This is a genomic window from Lactiplantibacillus sp. 7.2.4 (genome assembly GCF_018991185.1).
Classification (GTDB): Bacteria; Bacillota; Bacilli; order Lactobacillales; family Lactobacillaceae; genus Lactiplantibacillus; species Lactiplantibacillus pentosus.
In genome coordinates this window covers 1-19,357 of sequence record NZ_JAGYGS010000039.1, presented here as the reverse complement: position 1 = coordinate 19,357, position 19,357 = coordinate 1, and the positions used below count along the sequence as shown (strand labels likewise).

Genomic DNA, 19,357 nt, shown 5'->3' with positions numbered 1-19,357 from the left:
CAACTCACCTACGCATTCTTCAAAACTTTGTAGCTTGCCAACAGTTGCATATTATCCTGTTCACCGATTTCGCGAGTAATATCGGCCAACTGTTGGTCGTTCATCTCATGAGTGATGATAACGACCCGGGCATTGCCATCGCCGAGTTGATTTTGGATGATCCGACTGAACGACACTTCTGCACGCGTCATGATTGCCGTCAACTTCATCATCATCCCAGGAACGTCCCGCATTTTCAACGCAATGAAGTGTGGGTAAACGACATCTTCTGGCGTTGCCAAGACCGTTTCTTGCCGATAGGAGTTAAACGTATTCCCGGTCGTATCCAGCGCAATGTTTTTTGCCACGGTCGTAATATCGCTCAGCACACTATTGGCAGTCGGCAATTCACCAGCACCTGGGCCGTAAAACATCGTATTACCAACTGCGGTCCCCGTTACCATCACGGCGTTGTTCTCATTTTGCACCGTCGCTAATGGGTGCTGGTCCGAGACGAGCACCGGCCCGACTGACACGGCGATGCGGTCATCGACTTCTTCCGCAATCCCGAGTAGCTTGATCGTATAGCCGAGTTGATGGGCTTCTGCAATATCTTCCGGACTGATTTTGGTAATCCCTTGGACCTTGACGTGGTCTAAGGACAGGCTCATGCCAAACGCAAACTGGGTCAAAATAATCATCTTGTAGGCCGCATCTAGTCCTTCGACATCATTGGTGGGGTCGCTTTCCGCAAAACCCAAGTCCTGAGCAGAACTCAAGGCCTGGTCGTATGACCAGTGTTTGGTCAACATCTGCGTCATGATGTAGTTAGTGGTCCCGTTGACGATGCCCATCACCCGCTGAATGCGGTCGGCAGCAAAACTATTGTCAATCGTCCGCAAGATTGGAATCCCACCAGCAACACTCGCTTCATAGAAGAGGTCACGATGGTTCTCACGCGCGATTTGGACTAATTCACGCCCGTACTGGGCAATCAAGTCCTTATTGGCCGTTACCACGTGTTTGCCCGCTTGCAGCGCTTGTGTGATGTATTCCTTCGCCGGATGAATCGAGCCCATGACTTCGACCATGATTTGAATGGACGGATCATCAAGGACGGTGGCGATTTGGTCGGTCAACTGCACGTCCCCCAAATCAACTTGTTCGTGCTTTTTCAAGTTGTGGACAACCACGCAGGCCAGTTCGAGTTTGCGACCGGTGATTTCCGAAATCTTCTCCTGATGCGCTTGAAGCATTTTAACAACGCCGGTGCCGACTGTTCCTAGTCCGACCACACCAATTTTAATCGTTTCCATCTTAATCCCTCCATATCAATAGTTAAGCTAATTCTATCGGAAGCGTACCGCTTTAGCAAACCTTTTCAACGAATTTAAGCGGTCCACGACAACGGCCGCAACGATAGCGGTCCGTATTCATCCGCCGTTTACGTGGATAGGTCTGCCCACAATCCTGACACTTGTATAGGTAACGATACGGTTGTACCTTGGGATGCTTGGGTGCCGGCGCATACCGTGAGCCACCCACTTGAGCTAACAGCTGTTTAAACGCCGGATCCCGATGCTGATATCCACGGTGACTCAAGTGCAAGTGGTAATGACACAGCTCGTGTTTGATGACCCCAATCAGCGTCGCTTCACCAAAATCCGTCAGCATCTTCGGGTTGATGTCAATGTCGTGTGAGGCCAACTGGTAGCGACCACCCGTCGTCCGTAAGCGGGCGTTAAAATAAGCCCGGTGGCGAAACGGCCGGTGAAAATCCTGCTGTGAAATCGTCATGACGAGTTGTTGGAGTTCTGAATCAGTCATTAGCAGGCTCACTTGGGGCAATCATCGTCAGAGCGATGCGTTGCCGCTGTTCATCGACGGTCTCGACCCACACCGTCACAATATCGCCGACAGCAACGGCCTGCCGTGGATCCTTCAGGAACTTGTCTGTTAGCTTGGAAACGTGGACCAACCCATCTTGTTTGACACCAATATCTACAAACGCGCCAAAATCGACGACGTTGCGGACCGTTCCTTGCAACTGCATTCCTGGTCGTAAATCACTCATCTTCAATACGTCTTGCCGTAATAGTGGCGCCGGCATCGTATCACGAACGTCCCGACCTGGTTTTTGGAGGCTACTGATAATATCTTTCAGCGTCAATTCACCCACACCGGTCGTGGTTGCCAGTTGCGTCAAGTCAAGCCGATTCAGCTGTTGCGCTTTCGCCGTTCCAACATCAGCCGTCTTTAACCCAGCCGCAGCTAGCAGGGCCTTAGCAGCCGGATAACTTTCCGGATGAATATCGGTGTTATCAAAAACGTTCTTGCCATCGATGATTCGTAAGAACCCCACGGACTGTTCGTACGCCTTAGGTCCAAGGCGCGGTACTTTCTTCAATTGCGGCCGACTGGTAAACTCACCGTTCTCATCGCGATAAGCGATCACATTCTGGGCAATCGTACTGGACAGCCCTGAAATATGGGTCAATAGCTCCGAACTAGCCGTATTCAGATTAACCCCGACCTGGTTGACCGCCGTTTCAATCACGGTATCCAGCTGGGCCGTCAACGCCTTTTGGGGCACATCGTGTTGATACTGGCCCACGCCGACGGATTTCGGGTCGATCTTAATCAATTCTGCTAACGGATCTTGCAGCCGACGCCCAATACTGATGGCACTCCGTTGTTCAACGTGCAATTCTGGGAATTCAGCCCGCGCCTTGGCACTCGCTGAATAAACGGAAGCACCGGCTTCGTTCACGATCACGTAGTAAACTGGCCGCGAAAGCGTCTTTAAGACTTGGGCGACAAATTCTTCGGATTCACGTGAAGCAGTCCCGTTCCCAATCGCAATCATTTCGACTTGATACTTTTCGAGGAAGGCCTTAAATTCGCCAGCCGCTGCTTCTCGTTTGGCCGTTGGCGCTGGCTTATGGGGATAAATCACAAGTTTGTCCAAGAACTTCCCGTTGGCATCCATGACCGCTAATTTGCAGCCGGTCCGGTAAGCCGGATCAAACCCAAGAACGACGCGGCCCTTTAACGGCGCCTGCATCAGTAAATGATACAGATTATCGCCAAAGACTTTGATAGCCTGTTCGTCGGCGGTCACACTGAGTTCATTGCGCAACTCACGTTCGATGGCTGGTCCAATGAACCGTTTGTAAGCATCCTGGTACGCCGCTTCTATCAACTCGACAGCTGGCCCTTGGTGTTGCCCGACGAAGCGGAAATGACAGTAACGGTCGATACCGGCCCGGTCCACGTCAATACTGACCTTCAGCACCTTTTCAGACTCACCACGATTGATGGCGAGGACTCGGTACGGCACCATCTGCTTAATGCGACTGCTGAAATCATAATATTGTTGATAGACACCCTGTTCGTCCAGCGCTTTTGCCTTAGGTTTGACCTTCACGACAACTGAGCCCCGGTCCCGAGTATAGTTCCGCACCCAGTTACGTAAACTAGCGTTATCACCGAAAGCTTCCGCCAATATTTCGTGAGCCCCTGCCAATGCAGCATCCGCATCCGCCACCTCTTGGTCAGGGTTAACGAACTGTGCGGCGTGGGCTTCAATGCCACTCGCTGGAAAACGCAACAACCATGCGGCTAACGGCTCCAGCCCAGCATCTTTGGCAATCGTTGCCTTCGTCCGCCGTTTTTGTTTATACGGCAAATACAAATCTTCGACGTCCTGCAGCTTATCGGCCTTCTCGATGGCCTGTTTTAAAGCGGGCGTCAAGTGATTCTGCTCAGCAATCAGCTTCATGACGTCGGCCTTGCGACTCTCTAAATTAGCAAGCCGGTCGTAATTTTCCTTGATCTCCCGAATTTCAACTTCATCTAAATTGCCGGTGCGTTCCTTCCGATACCGGGCAATGAATGGAACCGTATTGCCCTCATCCATGAGGCCTAACACCGCTTTGATCTGTTGCGGTTTAAACTTCGTTAGCGCGCGGTTCACTAACGTTAAAATCTGATTATCCATTATTTCACCCAATCTTTTAATCTCATCACTCACCATCGGGATGGCAGGTCGTCACCACTAATTTCGGTTAACAACCTAGATAGCCAGCACGACTAACAGCCACCAACCTTGAACGACTACGGTTCGACTTGTCTCAGCCGATAACCAGCCGCAAAGTTCCAGCAGATTTTGCCATCCGATGTTCTATTATATTATACGCGTTTTAGTCCGATTTTCCGCGTCCCCACCGCCAAAAACAATTGATGGTGGACTTGAAAATTGTCGGACCAAAAAAGCACCTAGACCAACTTAGGTCCAGATACTTCATAAACAACGCCACTTGACGAAGCGCCCAAAAACGCCCAGCAACAGCGGACCGTTACTGAGCGTTTAACGACGTGATTAATTTTTAATCGTCCAAAGGCGTACTACCCAACTAGCTTACATCACAGTCGACATAATGCGTTGGACGTTGTTCGAAATCCGGCCCATTTCAGTTTCCTGGTCACTTTCCGCTTGGTTGAAAGCAGCGACATCAATGGTCTGATTTTCGAGGTCCATGCTAGCCGTCATGGCCGCGCACGCCTTGGTATAAGCTTCATAGGCGTTGATCAAATTACGGTGCCGACCAATCAAGCGCGCTGGAACACCGACCTTTTTCAATTGGGCCAAATTCTGTTCGTACTGTTCCGTGCCGTCACTGAATTCCAGTTGAATATCACTGAACTCAGCGGGAACCATTTCAGCGACCGCGTCGTCATCAATAGCTTTGCGGAGTTTTTCAAACGAAGGATTCAATTCTTCCCCCATCTTTTCCGTGCTTTCGATGATCTTTGATAGAACCGGCATATACGTTTGAACCGTTGCTTTTTTCATGGTTAGAACTCTTTTCTATTAATTAGTTAGTCTCATTCTACGCCAATTATGTGGATTAGGCGCGCCGCATGTGCCGACGTTGGAAGAACTTAACAATTTCAACGATGATTACCATTGAAAGTGCGGCGGCAGCGACGATCCCCCATTGGTAAGCGTCCAAGTGGGTCACGTGGAATAAGCCGTTCAACCCAGGAACAACGATCGTGATTGCCAACATAACAAAGGCGATTAGAATAGACCAGTTGAAGAACTTGTTGCGGAACAGGCCGACCGTGAAGAGTGATTCGTGAATCGACTTCGAGTTGAAGGCGTGGAACAATTGAATCAATCCTAAGGTTGCGAAGGCCATCGTTAAGGCATCCGCGTGGGCCAAACTAGCACTTGCATGAACAGGGTACGTTAACGCCATCCAGTAAACAAATAGCGTGATTCCACCTTCGAGCAGCCCCTGGTAGATGATACTACTGAAGACCCCGCCGGAGAAGAAGTTCGAATTACGGCCCCGTGGCTTGTGCTGCATAATGTTCTTTTCAGTTGGTTCGACCCCTAACGCAATCGCTGGCAAGGTATCAGTAACCAAGTTGATCCACAAGATGTGGACTGGCGCTAAAATCTGCCAACCAAGCATCGTCATGACGAACAGTGTTAAGACTTCACCTAAGTTAGCCGACAAGAGGTATTGGATGGCCTTTTGAATGTTAGCAAAGACTTTCCGTCCTTCTTCAACGGCCACCACGATCGTCGCGAAGTTGTCATCCGCCAAGACCATATCACTGGCCCCTTTGGAAACTTCAGTCCCGGTGATTCCCATTCCGATACCGATATCAGCGGCCTTCAAGGCGGGTGCATCGTTGACCCCGTCACCTGTCATGGCAACGACTTTCCCACGTTTTTGCCAAGCATTCACGATTCGGACCTTATGCTCTGGCGCAACCCGGGCGTACACGGAATAGTCCCCAACTTTTTTACCAAATTCATCATCGCTCATGGCGTCCAACTCTGCCCCAGTAATCACGGCATCGTCTTCGCCCTCGTCGATGATTCCTAAGCGAACCGCAATCGCTTCGGCCGTATCCCGGTGGTCACCCGTAATCATTAATGGGCGAATCCCCGCAGACTTAGCTTCGGCAACGGCTTGTTCAACTTCTGGCCGTTCAGGGTCAATCATCCCGACCATCCCGGCAAAAATCAAGTCATTTTCGAGCGTGTCACTATTGACGGTAGCAGGCACTGACGTCACAATTTTGTAAGCAAATGCGAGCACTCGTAAAGCTTGCGTTGCTAATTCGTGGTTAACACTTAAAATCTGGTCACGACTGGTCTTAGTTAACGGTTCAACTTCGCCGTTCGTTTCGACCTGCGTCACCCGTTTGAGCAATTCATCTGGCGCACCCTTAACAGCGACCAAGAAGCGGCCGTCTTCCAGCGGATGAACCGTCGACATTAACTTCCGTTCTGAATCAAATGGTACTTCGTTGACCCGCGGACGTTGTTCTAATAACTGGTCGACTGGGTAGTTCTGATCCAGGTTATATTGAATCAAAGCCGTTTCGGTCGGGTCACCAGCTAAGCCATCCGACATGATCTTCGTATCATTACTTAAAATCATCACTTGTGCTAAGTGGCTATCAAGCGGTAATTCGGTCGTGCGGGCATCGACTAATTCCTGGTTGAGGACTAACTTTTCAACCGTCATCTTATTTTGTGTCAACGTCCCGGTCTTATCGGAAGCAATAATATCAGTACTACCAAGCGTTTCAACCGCTGGCAACTTACGAACTAAGGCGTGGCGTTTGGCCATCCGTTGCGTTCCTAAAGCCAAGGTAATCGTCACGATTGCGGGGAGTCCTTCTGGAATGGCCGCCACCGCTAACGAAATCGCCGTGAGCAGCATGTTGATCAGGCTCTCTTGGCCCCGCAACATCCCAATCCCAAAGACGACAGCCGCGATAACCAGAATCAAGATGGTCAACGACTTCCCTAATTGGGTCAAGTTGGCTTGCAGTGGCGTCGTCGTTTCATCAGCGGCTTCAATCATGCCGGCAATCCGACCAACTTCAGTCTGCATCCCAGTGGCAACCACGATCCCCATTGCACGACCATAGGTAACATTACTGTTCATATAGGCCATGTTCAACCGGTCACCGATTGGCAATTCACCATCAGCCACCATTTCAGCCTGTTTTTCGACCGGAACGGATTCCCCGGTCAGTGCGGATTCTTCCACCTTGAGAGACGCGCTTTCAATCAATCGCAAATCAGCTGGAACGATGTCACCGGCTTCCAAGGAAACGATATCCCCAGGAACCAACGCATCACTCTTGACCGTTTGTAACTGACCATCACGTAACACCGTGGCATCCGGCGCCGACATCTCCTTCAACGCGTTGATGGCCTCTTCTGCTTTGGATTCTTGGAAAACCCCAAAAATCGCGTTCAAAACGACCACTAACAGGATGATGACCGCATCAACGGCTTCCCCGGTAAACGCGGCGATTAAAGCAGCCACTAACAACACGATAATCATGAAGTCCTTGAATTGGGCGATGAACTTTTGTAGCAGAGAGGTGGTCTTCTGCTGGTTCAACGCATTCGGACCATATTGTTCCAGCCGTTGGGCAGCGGCGCTTTGCTGCAACCCATGTTCATCAGTTTCTAACTCTTGATATATGGCTGGCAACGACTGTTGATACTTAGGTTTTGTACTCATCTTATGCTCCTTTTCTGGCATCCGAGCCCCACTTCCTAAATGTTCTCCAGATAGAAAATGAGACTCATGTATGCACGCAAAATTGTGTGGACATACATAAGTCTCACTATTTAAGACAATACCGGATTGGCTTCTTGCTGACGATATTGCCGCAGAATGACTCTGCTAGTTACTCCCTTATGATTGTAACGTAAGAATAACAGATTCTATGGGGGCTGTCTAGCAAAATAATCGCTTGAACGATCAATAACACGATTTCAACTCCTGCGCACTTTATACCGTCAACGCCGTGATAACTTATGATGTTCCTGTTCTAGTACAGTCAAATGTTCACTTATTTTGTTAACCTCAATTTTAATACTTATATTAGCCCAAAGCCACGAAAACGGTATCAAACGCTAGATAAAACGGCTGTGTGCGCTTATGGTCCAAGTTCCGTTATGACGCGTGTGAGAGTCGATGTCATGGCTCATGATTGAAACGTGCCAGTTAGTTGGTGTAATGTTCGTCAGCATTTGCGCATCCTACTCCGACTTCCGGGGCCGGCTGACAATTGCTGGAACGTAAGCCGACATCGATTTGAACTCACGCAGAAGCCCACTTCCGACTAAGAATAATTTGGCTACTGAGCATTGTCCGGCGGGCCGGACAGTCGGGAACCCGCTCGAATGGCTGATAAACGGCCACCTATTTGGGTGCAATTGACAACTGAATGTTGGAAGACCGGCCTTTCAGGCAAACTTTAAAGTGGTATCGTTGATACTTTACGACATTTAAGTACTGAGAAGATTGCTAAAATATGATTCATTAATTTCAACGGACACTAGTCTTGAATTTAATCGATAAAATTCTCTTCGTTTAGAATTCACGGTTTTATTATCTTAGGCAACATAGAAAGGTATGGAAAGTCCAGTGAACCCGATGATTTGAAGACCTAAAGACTAGGGAAAAAGTTTAGCTATCATTATGAACAAGTCTGACAGTTGAAGGTCAAAACGACTGTTTACTGAAAATCAGCGGACATTTCATTAAAAAGCTGGGTACACCCATGTCTGCCTTTCGAATACTGTACCGGCTGGAAGGTATTTGGGGCAAGGCCCAGTGGTGAAATTTCACTTAGCAAGCGTTTTGTGCTTGGTTAGTGAAAGACCAGTATTTAAGACGTGGTTTGTCGGCTTAAATCTGCGTCCATCACGTTCCGGCCATTGCCCAGAATGCCTGGAAGCCGGACTAGGACGCAACTACAACAGAAAGTTTACGGTAACTCGCACTGCTTCCAGCGGGTCTAAGCTGGCTGCATTTGAACTTAAGAACCAGCACGTTTCAAAAGGCATCTGCGTTTGCTTACAATAGACCACGTTTCAGTTCCAACGCTAATAGATAAACCTGTGATATAACTGGTTTGAACACAAGCACCTAAAAAACGAGATTCGCATGGGCCGCTTCAAAAGGCTCATCCGAATCTCGTTTTTAACTAATGGTTTGAATCTCAATTGTCATAATCAGACGGACTGGGGTTACTTCCAGAAATCGTCAAATACCGTAATGGCTGCGTGCCGCTTGTGAGCCGTCTTCAAGTACCAGGCTTCAATCTTTTCAGCAGCCGCGTCACTGATGGTCCGCCCTTCAAGGTAATCGTCGATGTCATCATAACGGACGCCAAGTGCGACTTCATCAGGTAATGCTGGTCGGTCTTCTTCCAGGTCAGCGGTTGGGACCTTGTCGTACAAGTGCTTAGGTGCATTCAGGGCTGCCAGTAATTGCTTCCCTTGACGCTTGTTGAGCCGCCATAGTGGGACCACGTCGGCACCCCCGTCACCGTATTTGGTATAAAAACCAGTCACAGCTTCGGCAGCGTGGTCAGTTCCGACCACCGCCCCGTGCATCTCGCCTGCAATCCCATATTGAACAATCATCCGTTGACGGGCTTTAATATTACCCTTATTGAAATCATGAATGGTCAGTTGGTTGGCTTCAAGTGCCGTGACCATCGCATCCGTTGCCGGTTGAATATCAACACGATCCGTCACGTCGGCTTGCATGAAGTCAATCGCTGCCATCGCATCCGCTTCATCCGCTTGATTGCCGTATGGTAACCGGACGGCGATGAATTGGTAACTGTCATCGCCCGTCTCTTGGCGCATTTCGGTGATTGCCATTTGCGTTAATTTACCAGCTAAGGTCGAGTCTTGCCCGCCTGAAATGCCGAGGACGTAACTCTTCAAAAACGTGTTTTTCTTGAGGTAGGCTTTTAAAAAGTCCACACTCCGCCGAATTTCGGTTTCTGGATCAATCGTTGGTGCTACATGTAACGCTTTGATAATTTCAGCTTGTAATGCCCGCATTAGTAGGCTCCTTCCTCATCTTTGTGGTTAACATAGTCTCTAACTGTATTAATAATATTCATTTTATGGTCATACAGCTTCTGTGACAAGTCGACTGGGTAATCCTGAGGGTTCAGGTCACGCTTGTACTCATCCCATAAGGCATCCAGACTTTCAAACGAATACTGACGAATTTCATCCAAGGTCGGCAGTTGATAAACTTGTTGGCCCCGGTCGTAAATTGGTACGAGTAATGGCCGCGCGTCAAAGTCACTGACCGTTTTGTTGATATACGTGTAGCTTGGATGGAACATGTAAATCGACTCTTCGTTACGAGGATCTTCGTCATACAAGGTCACGTAATCGCCTTCAGACTTGCCATCCGCGCGTTTTGTAATTCGCCATACCTGCTTTTGGCCCGGCGTTGAAACTTTTTCCGCGTTATTCGACAGTTTGATCGTATCGACCATCTGATGGTGGTCATTTTCAATCGAAACCATCTTGTAGACGGCCCCCAGCGCTGGTTGGTCAAACGCCGTGATGAGCTTGGTCCCGACACCCCAGACACTGATTTTGGCGCCTTGCATCTTCAAGTTTTGAATCGTCTTTTCGTCTAAATCGTTCGAGGCATAAATCTTGGCATCTGGGAAACCAGCTTCGTCCAGCTGTTCCCGCACCCGTTTGGACAAGTACGCCATATCACCACTATCAATGCGGACGCCTTGGAAATTGATCTTATCGCCCATTTCCTTGGCCACCCGAATCGCACTTGGCACCCCGCTACGTAGCGTATCGTACGTATCGACTAAGAAGACACAGTTGTGGTGTGTTTCAGCATAAGCTTTGAACGCTTCATAATCATTTCGATAAGTCTGCACGAGCGCGTGTGCGTGCGTCCCGCTGATTGGAATACCAAAAATTTTGCCGGCCCGCACGTTACTCGTGGCATCGAAGCCACCGATGTAAGCGGCCCGGGTGCCCCAAATTGCCGCGTCGAATTCTTGGGCACGCCGCGTCCCAAATTCTAGCAAGCCGTCTTCACCAACGACCGACTTGATACGCGCTGCTTTCGTCGCGATCAACGTCTGATAATTGATAATATTTAATAACGCCGTTTCAATCAATTGGCAGGTTGCCAGTGGCCCTTCGACTTGTAATAGCGGTTCGTTGTTGAAGACTAGGTCCCCTTCACGAACGGCCCGAATCGTGGCATCAAATTTAAAATTCTTTAAATAATCTAAAAAGCCATCTGAATAACCGCCGAGTTCGCGTAAGTACGCGATGTCGGTTGCCGTAAAATGTAAATGATTGATATAATTAACTACTCGTTCCAGACCCGCAAACACCGCGTAACCATTTTGGAACGGCATCTTACGGAAGAACACTTCAAACACCGCATGCTTGTTATGAATTCCTTGTTCCCAGTAGGTTTGGATCATATTGATCTGATAAGCATCCGTATGCAAGGTGAAACTATCATCCGGATAGATTTGCGTCATGAGTATAATTCTCCATTTCGTAGGTAATAACCGTATTTACAGTAAGTTAAGCTTATTTTAGCATTTTTTATAAAAGGAATGCGCTTAAGTACTCAAAAAGTTGCAGAATTCCGTGATTTACCTATACTTTAATTATGATTAGAAAGCGAGGTTCCTTATGTCAGCACCTTTTGACACGGTTGCCATCTTAAACGTCCCGTTTATCAAGACAACTAACGCTGGCTTCGTCCAGCAACTCCAAACGGATATTTTGGCCCACCATAACCGGTTCGTGGTGACCGCCAATCCTGAAATTCTGATGTATGCCCGTGAACATCCTGATTATCAGCACGTGCTCACCCAAGCCGATTATATTACGCCCGACGGCATCGGTGTCATCCAGGGCGCTCAGATTCTGGGCACGCCATTACCAGAGCGGATTACCGGCTACGATACGCTATTAACGTTGTTGAAATGGGGTGGCCAACAACACCAACGCATCTTTTTATTAGGTGCCAAACCAGCCGTCTTACAACAAGTTGCAACCATCGTTCAGCGCGACTATCCCGGAATCGTTGTTGCGGGCGCACGGGATGGCTATTATGATGACGAACAGGCCGTGGTGGCTGAGATCGTTGCCGCCAAACCTGACATGATTTTTGTCGCGACTGGCTTTCCCAAGCAGGAATTCTTCATTGCGCAATATCGACAACGCGTCGATGCGCTCTGGATGGGTGTTGGCGGTAGCTTCGACGTGATCGCAGGTGCGGTCAAACGCGCGCCGTTATTCTGGCAAAAGCATCATATCGAATGGCTGTACCGCTTGATTCAAGAACCAACGCGTTTCAAACGCATGCTGGTCTTGCCCCGTTACTTGCGGCTGGTCAAAAAAATCGCCCGGCAACAAGCCCACTAGTCAATCAGTCTAACTGATGAGTGGGGCATGTATTTTAGGCATCAAAATAGCTCGACTAGATTAATTTCTAGCCGAGCTATTTATTTTGACCTTTTCACCACCGGCAACGGTTTGACCACTGAGTCAGCACGTCACTGGTTACTTTTCGAGATAAAATTCGAACCGGTTGCCCACGTATTGCGTGCGCACGTATTCAAACGGTTCACCCGTTTGTAAATACGAAATTTGACGCAAACGTAAGAGGGCGTCGCCACGGCGAACGGATAAATATTCCGCGATTCGTTCGGACGCTGACATCGCTGAAACCGTTTGTTGGGCCTTGCCGGGCATCAAACTCGCTTTTTCTTCTAATGTCCGGTATAGCGAACTGGTGATTTCATCCTTTGTAAATTGCTTAACGAGCCGTTCTGGCACCGTCGCAACCTCGAAACAAATCGGCACATCATCGCCGTAGCGAATCCGTTCCATCCGTAGCACTTGTTCGTTAGCTTTCAAGGCCAACTTTTCACTTTCAGACAGTGACGGACTGGTCACGTGGTAGGAAATCGTTTTACTCGATGGGACTTTGCCCTGAGCCAGCATTAAATCAGTAAAACTGGTGACGCCGGACATCTTTTCTTGCACCTTTTGGTTGGCGACAAACGTGCCGGCGCCGACTCGCCGCTCTAATATTCCTTCGTCAACCAACGTTTGGATTGCTTGCCGAAGGGTCATCCGACTCACATCGAACTGACCGGCCAGTTCCCGCTCGGACGGAATCCGGTCACCAACGGCCCACCGACCTGCTTCAATCGCCTGCTTAATTTGGTTGTGGATTTGAATATAAATTGGCGAACTCATGGTACTCATCCCTTACTTCTAATTTATTTAGCTGCTTTTTTACCGTAGCTATAAGTTGCGACTAAGTCTTGGTTACCGTCCAGGATGTTGATATCCGCGTCCTTGCCGGCTTCCAAAGTCCCCTTCTTCGTTAATCCAAATTCACGCGCTTGGTTAACTGAGGCCATCTTAACGGCTTCCGCAATGCCACAGCCAGTGAATTTCTGAATATTCTTGAAGGCGTTGATAAATGTTAAGACTGAACCAGCCAAGTTACCTTCTTCAAGGCGCGCTTGACCATCCTTAACGATCACTTTTTGGCCACCTAATTCACTAATGCCATCAGGTTCACCCTTGGCACGCATTGAATCAGTGACTAATTCGATCCGGTCGACCCCTTTTTGTTCATAGGCTAACTTGATCATATCTGGAACGATATGGAAGCCATCACAAATCAATTCGCAATACATGTTGTTTTCAAGCATGGCATGGCCAGTAACCCCTGGTTCGCGGTGCTTAAATTCACGTTGCGCATTGTATAAATGAGTGACGTGGGTCGCCTTACTTGCTAATAATTGTTCACGAGTCGCGTTACTGTGTCCAACTGAAGGCACGATACCGTTTTCCAAGCAATACTTTTCGAATTCACGCGAACCAGGATCTTCTGGTGCATAAGTAATTAACTTGACGCGGCCACCAGATAACTTGTTCCAGTTGTCCAGTAAGTCAACGTTAGGATTCTTAATATACTTTTCTGGTTGGGCGCCTTTAAACGTGGCAGAAATGAATGGGCCTTCCAAATGAACCCCTTGGATCACTGGATTTTCTTCAGCTGCCTTATTGATGCCTTCCATCGAATGATCTAAGTTTTCGTTGGATTGGGTCATCGTCGTGCAGAAATATGACGTAATCCCTTCACGGGCAACCATATCATTAACCATTTCGTTAATTTCAGCTGGATTCCCGTCCATTGAATCAAAACTATAACCACCATGGCTATGAACATCGATAAAGCCCGGTACAATCGTCTTGCCACTCACAAATTCGATATCATCGTCGGGTTGGGCCACGTATTCATCCATTGGACCAACCGCTTCAATTTCCTTACCGAAACGAATGTAGCCGTCATCAATTTTTTCTAACCCCGTATAAATGATGGCATGTTTTAACACTTTGCTCATGAACAATTCCTCCTTGGATTTACTGGTTTAATTATAATCGGTATAGACCAAACTTGCAACCACCAGCACCAAGTATTTTGTTATTCGCCGAGTTCTTTGGCGATCGTCGCATCGATTCCCTTCACGACAGCCGTCATAAAGCCAGCTTCTTCCATCGCTAATAAACCAGCGACCGTTGTGCCACCCGGTGACGAGACCTGGTCGATCAGATCAAACGGAATTTTGTCTGAAGCTAAGACATTTTGGGCACTACCCAGCGTTGCCTGGGCGGCGATTTTGGTCGCAGCGTCCTTGCTTAACCCGTGCTTGACCCCCGCGCGCGCCATCGCGTCGATAAAGAAATAAATGTAAGCTGGCGAACTGCCGGCCAAGGCTGAAAAGGTTGGAAAGCCCTTTTCAGCGACTGCGCTGGTCGCACCAATCGCATCAAACAACCGTTGTCCCGCCGCATATTGTTCGGCCGTCAAGGCGTCATTACCAACTAGCGCCGTCATCCCGGCACCAATCGCCACGTTGACGTTTGGCATGATCCGCAGTACTGGTAAGTCAGGCATGACCGTCGCATAGTCTGCCAAATTGAGTCCAGAGACCATCGTGATGACCCACTTGCCCGTTAAAGCTGATTGAACTTCTTTGAGTGCGTCAAGCGCAATATTAGGCTTCACCGCGAGCACGATCACGTCTGCCGCTTGTGCGACCGCCAGGTTCGTGTCACAGGCGTTCAACCCATTTGCTTGCGCGTAGGGTTGATAGCTCGCCGCATGGGCACTGTGCAGGTAGATATCTGCTGGGGCGACTGCTTGTTGTTTCAGCCACCCATCAATAATGGCCCGACCCATGTTCCCGGCACCAATAAATCCGATTTTCATCCGTAAACCGCTCCTTCATCAATGACAATTTATTGTGATTATTATAAACCAATCTTCGTACCATCCGAGACTCAGACTCGATTCCCGGTTACTATTCTACTATACCAATATTTCAGTCAATGTGGGTGATTAATCGCTCGGCAAACTGAATCGTGCCATGAATAAATAAATATTGCCTACAGACTTGAACGGGGCATCTCTTGGTTATGAATAGCTTCTTCCCCATTAACGTATTAATAACACGGTTTAACTGGCCCACCCCACTGTTGACAGCCCCCCACAAACGGGCTAACGTGTAACATTAAATAAACAGCGTTGCTTCCGATCACGGCTGTCTAAAAACAACTAAGGAGTGTTATTTAATATGAATCAAAGCAAACGGGCACTGCCCAATTTGAACATGCTAGTCCGGCAACTCAAGCAGGATGTCACCACGCTACCAACGGCGATGCGCGCCGTCTTCAACTGGCAACGGGGCGTTACCGAATTAAGAACGCTACGCCCAGCGACCAAGTTGATGATGGCCACCATGTTGATCGTCACGATTTTAGGCTTTATTTTGGGAAAAGACTACAGCTTACACGGCTGGATCGGTCTACTCACCGGGATTACCGTGGTCATCAACCTGATTTTAGTTGACCAGGGTCGCTTGACCAACTACAGCTGGGGCATCATTGCCTGTGCGGCGTGGCTGACTACTGCCATCACGAATCGGCTGATTGGTGACATTGCAGCGCAGTCCTTTTACCTCGTTATGCAGTTCGTTGGGATTACCGTCTGGCACCGTAAAATGGCAGCCCAAGCGGATTCCAGTGAATTGACTGGCCGCAAGCTCAGCAAACTTGCTGGGCTGAGCTGGTTCATCTTAGCGGTACTCGTCTATGCGATCGTCTTACACTTTAGTAAGCAACTGAACGGGAATCAAATCTATTTAGATGCGACGCTACTCCCACTGGGTATCGTGGGTAGCGTGTTGATGGTCAACGGCTATCGTTCTCAGTGGGTCGCTTGGATCACGTTGGACGTCATTAACGTCATCATTTGGTTCAACCAATTGAGAGGCTTCAGTCCGGCCGCGGCATCGATGTTGGCACTCCAACTCGTCATGTTGGCCAACGCGATTTATGGCGCTTACCTGTGGTTTTTTGGCCAGTCGGCACACCGGCATGACGCCTGACTGTGCGCTGAACAATAATCGATAACAAATCAAAACGGTTTGAAGCTTGCGAGCTTCAAACCGTTTTTTTTACTTTAACATGCCCGGTTCCCATTGCACCCCCCGACACTGCTTAGCAAAACATCCACTGTCAAGCTGATTCCTGCAATGGCCTCGGATACGTCACCCACAGTCCGCCAGCTAAGCGAGGTTTGACGAGAGGGAGATGTATATCAGTTTACAGGTCCACCTTCAGTATGGTTAAGTTAAGGCCAATCTAGCTACGAGGAGGTGCGGGCCTTGGCGACCATTCTGAAGCGAACGTTACGCGACAAAATCTTCCTGATTACCTTAACTTGTGCCATTATGAGTCTGTTGATTGGCACGCCGAGCATCCAGGACATCAATTGGACAACTATCGGCACGCTATTTGCCTTGATGCTCTGCGTTCAATTATTGCGCGCACTACACCTGCTCAATCGTTTGAGTGACTGGCTTCTTCAAAAATCCGCAAACACCCGGCAAATGTGTCAGTTCTTCATCTTACTGGCCTTTGGCGGTGCCATGCTATTGACTAACGATGTCGCGATTTTAACACTAATTCCACTTTTTACGGTCGTTGCACGGCAGCAACGTTTGTCAATTGCTTACCCAGTCACCCTAATGGTCATGGCTGCTAATCTTGGCAGTGCATTTACGCCGATTGGCAATCCCCAAAACTTGTTTCTCGTAACCTTCTTCCACGTCAACTTAGGGAAATTTCTTCAGTTATCGACCCCGCTCATGTTAGCGAGTCTCGGCTTATTATTGGTCCTTAGTCACTGGTTACCACGACAACCACTAGTACCACCGCAAACAGAGCGTCGATCTGTCGACACCAACAAAGCACTATTGGCAGGTGCGCTCTTAATTCTCATAATGGCGGGTATCTTCGGCCTGATACCGATTTGGTTAGTGGTCCTGATCAGCATGCTCGTTGCCGCCGGAATCAACCGCCAAACTTTTTATGAAGTTGACTACGCACTGTTACTCACCTTCATCTGCTTCTTTGTCTTCGTGAGCGCCATCAGCCATAACACGACAGTCACGAAAGGGGTGGCTTGGCTAACTCAGACGCCATCAACTGTTTATTTGACGAGTATCCTGACAAGCCAGGTCATCAGCAATGTCCCCGCTGTCATTTTACTCGCCCACTTCACCCAGCAGCTGCCAGCGCTATTTATGGGCGTCAACATCGGTGGCTTAGGGTCACTAGTGGCATCCCTGGCGAACTTGCTGGCACTCAAACAATTGTCCTTTGATGACCAACAACCACTCCGACACTTTTTAAAAGTCTTTACTGGTCTTAATTTATTGGCCCTAATTATTCTAGGTGGCTTAGGCTGGCTGTATCTCTTATAAGGGATACGGTTGCTAGTCAGCGTGGACAAACGGCCACCATCGGTCAATTGAAGCCGATGGTGGCCGTTTTACTGACGTTTATGCGTGTGTGAGGTGCCATTCTTTCATCTATGCAGGACTACGGAACGTCACTAACTCCCGCTAACCATTTCCGGCGTCACCAGTTGTTGGCCGTCGTAGATTTTACGGTTGATGACCCGTTTCATCCGGACCACTTTACCTTGCGTTGTCAGTGTTAGCGCACAGATCCCACCGTCAAACAATCCGGAACGACTTCCACCGTCGATAACGTAACGAGGCGTGTCCTCTGCATCCGCCTGAAGCTTCACGTACCCCATCTGCGGATTTGCGAAGCTTTGAACCGGCGTATGACCGGTCACCAGTACTCGGTCAAATAAATTGCGGTGCGGCTGGCCGCCGCCATCAAAATAGTAGTCGTCGCGAATCCAAAGTAGCGTATCGCGGGTCTGTTGTGCCAACGGCCATCGCCAATCCACGCCTGCATGCATCGCAATTAAGTGTCCTTGTTGCCAAATCATTGGTAAGCTTGCCAGAAATTTAGTCGCCGCTAATAGTGGCTCCTGATTCAGCGCACGCCGCACCGTGTTCAAATTCGAGGTATAAATGCCGAGTTTGCGCCAGGTTCGGTGCCCGCCATTCAAAAACCAGGTCGCGGCAGCCTCATCATCACCGCGGGCCGTTTGCACCCAAAAATCATCGTGGTTGCCACACAATGCCACGTCACCATAATCTCTGACCCGCTGCTGAACTTGAGCTATCACACCCAACGGATCCAGCGGTGCTGGTTGCGTGAGATGCCCCAAATGACGACCAGCCGTTCCATCTATGTAATCACCCAGGAAAATCAGCCGCGTTTGCGTAATGCTCGTATCAGCTAGCAATACGGCCAGGTCATCCGCCGCACTGTGAATGTCACCAATGAAGGTATATTCGGCCATCGGACCACCGTCCCTTTCCCATAAGCACCCGTCTAAGCTGGTTTGACGACCACCAGCAACATCTGAAAGCCTTCCACCGCATATAACGAATGCCGCGCGTCTTTGGGAATCACGATGGACTGCCCAGCGGTCAAACGGTGCACGGTTCCTTCGATGGTCACTTCCGCGATGCCACTCAAAACATTGACCATGGCGTCACCCTGTGCGGAATGACCGCCAATCTCTTGGTCGGTTGCGATGGAAAAAAGTGTCATACTCAAATCGTCACGCTGAACCAACGTCCGACTATTAACTTGATCCTCATCTAGTGGAATTTGGTCCGTCAATTTAAGCACTTTGGCATGGTCGATTTTATCGATTAAACTCATTGAAATTCCTCCTCAATAGGCTTACTGATTAACTTGATAAGTACCTTACTTGGTCTCGAATTGAATAAACTGGCAGGGCTGCGCTGCGAGCAAAGTATGCACCGTATTCGCAGGTACCACCAGCATTTCTCCAGTGGCGACGGTCTGTTGGCTTTCATCCGCAAACTGTACGGTCAACATCCCATCTATAACTTCAAAGAGTCGCGTCAAGGTCGACTGTTCGGCACTGATACTTTCACCGGCGGCCATCGCGTACATTGCAAATGGTAAGTCGATACCGAGTTTGCGGGAAAATGATTTACTCGTAATCGCATGTTCGCGGTAGGTCATGGTTTCATGTAA

General features: G+C 48.9%; 16 protein-coding genes. 3 read left to right on the top strand and 13 right to left on the bottom strand.

The genetic code is table 11. The annotated features are described in order from the left end of the window. Positions 1–8: 8 nt before the first annotated feature. The 7 genes from KGF70_RS11525 to KGF70_RS11495 form a co-directional block, all read right to left on the bottom strand. Positions 9–1,295: a homoserine dehydrogenase gene (locus KGF70_RS11525; RefSeq protein ID WP_050339265.1), complete on the bottom strand. Its 1,287-nt coding sequence runs from the start codon at positions 1,293–1,295 to the stop codon at positions 9–11. A 52-nt stretch (positions 1,296–1,347) separates the two neighbouring features. Further along, positions 1,348–1,806: a SprT family protein gene (locus KGF70_RS11520; RefSeq protein WP_050339266.1), complete on the bottom strand. Its 459-nt coding sequence runs from the start codon at positions 1,804–1,806 to the stop codon at positions 1,348–1,350. Beyond that, the gene (locus tag KGF70_RS11515) at positions 1,799–3,979 is read right to left on the bottom strand and encodes a Tex family protein (RefSeq protein ID WP_216768470.1); all 2,181 of its coding nucleotides are present in this window, start codon (positions 3,977–3,979) and stop codon (positions 1,799–1,801) included. Before KGF70_RS11515 ends, KGF70_RS11520 begins: the two co-directional genes overlap by 8 nt. Positions 3,980–4,399: 420 nt before the next feature. Continuing rightward, the gene (locus tag KGF70_RS11510) at positions 4,400–4,834 is read right to left on the bottom strand and encodes a hypothetical protein (RefSeq protein WP_050339268.1); all 435 of its coding nucleotides are present in this window, start codon (positions 4,832–4,834) and stop codon (positions 4,400–4,402) included. 55 nt (positions 4,835–4,889) lie between these two features. Beyond that, positions 4,890–7,544, bottom strand: a complete 2,655-nt coding sequence (locus KGF70_RS11505) for a cation-translocating P-type ATPase (RefSeq protein ID WP_105961511.1) — start codon at positions 7,542–7,544, stop codon at positions 4,890–4,892. A gap of 1,517 nt (positions 7,545–9,061) precedes the next feature. Then, positions 9,062–9,889, bottom strand: coding sequence for an ammonia-dependent NAD(+) synthetase (gene nadE, locus KGF70_RS11500; RefSeq protein ID WP_003637728.1), 828 nt, complete (start codon positions 9,887–9,889; stop codon positions 9,062–9,064). After that, on the bottom strand, positions 9,889–11,367 hold the full coding sequence (locus tag KGF70_RS11495) for a nicotinate phosphoribosyltransferase (protein WP_050339269.1): 1,479 nt from the start codon (positions 11,365–11,367) through the stop codon (positions 9,889–9,891). Before KGF70_RS11495 ends, nadE begins: the two co-directional genes overlap by 1 nt. 157 nt (positions 11,368–11,524) lie before the next feature. Between KGF70_RS11495 and KGF70_RS11490 the strand changes: the two genes are divergently transcribed. Next, positions 11,525–12,262 (top strand): WecB/TagA/CpsF family glycosyltransferase, encoded by a 738-nt coding sequence (locus KGF70_RS11490; RefSeq protein WP_216768471.1) that lies wholly within the window; start codon positions 11,525–11,527, stop codon positions 12,260–12,262. Positions 12,263–12,400: 138 nt separating this feature from the next. Here the strand turns inward: KGF70_RS11490 and KGF70_RS11485 are convergent, their stop codons facing one another. The 3 genes from KGF70_RS11485 to proC all read right to left on the bottom strand — a co-directional run bounded on the left by KGF70_RS11485 (position 12,401) and on the right by proC (position 15,131). Further along, positions 12,401–13,102, bottom strand: coding sequence for a GntR family transcriptional regulator (locus KGF70_RS11485; protein ID WP_050339271.1), 702 nt, complete (start codon positions 13,100–13,102; stop codon positions 12,401–12,403). 23 nt (positions 13,103–13,125) lie between these two features. Beyond that, the gene (gene nagA / locus KGF70_RS11480; protein WP_003637724.1) at positions 13,126–14,262 is read right to left on the bottom strand and encodes an N-acetylglucosamine-6-phosphate deacetylase; all 1,137 of its coding nucleotides are present in this window, start codon (positions 14,260–14,262) and stop codon (positions 13,126–13,128) included. An 80-nt stretch (positions 14,263–14,342) separates the two neighbouring features. Next, entirely contained in the window at positions 14,343–15,131 is a 789-nt protein-coding gene (proC, locus tag KGF70_RS11475; protein ID WP_216768472.1) for a pyrroline-5-carboxylate reductase, read from the bottom strand. A 364-nt stretch (positions 15,132–15,495) separates the two neighbouring features. Here proC and pnuC point away from each other — a divergent pair, with 364 nt between their 5' ends. After that, positions 15,496–16,308 carry a nicotinamide riboside transporter PnuC gene (gene pnuC / locus KGF70_RS11470; protein WP_050339273.1) on the top strand — a complete coding sequence of 271 codons (813 nt, stop codon included), beginning with the start codon at positions 15,496–15,498 and terminating at the stop codon, positions 16,306–16,308. Positions 16,309–16,587: 279 nt separating this feature from the next. Beyond that, the gene (locus KGF70_RS11465; protein WP_216768473.1) at positions 16,588–17,688 is read left to right on the top strand and encodes an SLC13 family permease; all 1,101 of its coding nucleotides are present in this window, start codon (positions 16,588–16,590) and stop codon (positions 17,686–17,688) included. A gap of 131 nt (positions 17,689–17,819) precedes the next feature. On the opposite strand, the gene KGF70_RS11460 is transcribed toward KGF70_RS11465, so the two are convergent. The 3 genes from KGF70_RS11460 to KGF70_RS11450 all read right to left on the bottom strand — a co-directional run. Further along, positions 17,820–18,647, bottom strand: coding sequence for a metallophosphoesterase (locus KGF70_RS11460; RefSeq protein ID WP_216768474.1), 828 nt, complete (start codon positions 18,645–18,647; stop codon positions 17,820–17,822). 32 nt (positions 18,648–18,679) lie between these two features. Then, positions 18,680–19,015 carry a cupin domain-containing protein gene (locus KGF70_RS11455; RefSeq protein ID WP_122212113.1) on the bottom strand — a complete coding sequence of 112 codons (336 nt, stop codon included), beginning with the start codon at positions 19,013–19,015 and terminating at the stop codon, positions 18,680–18,682. 45 nt (positions 19,016–19,060) lie between these two features. After that, the coding region (locus KGF70_RS11450; RefSeq protein WP_216786447.1) for a hypothetical protein at positions 19,061–19,357 on the bottom strand (297 nt) is incomplete at its 5' end.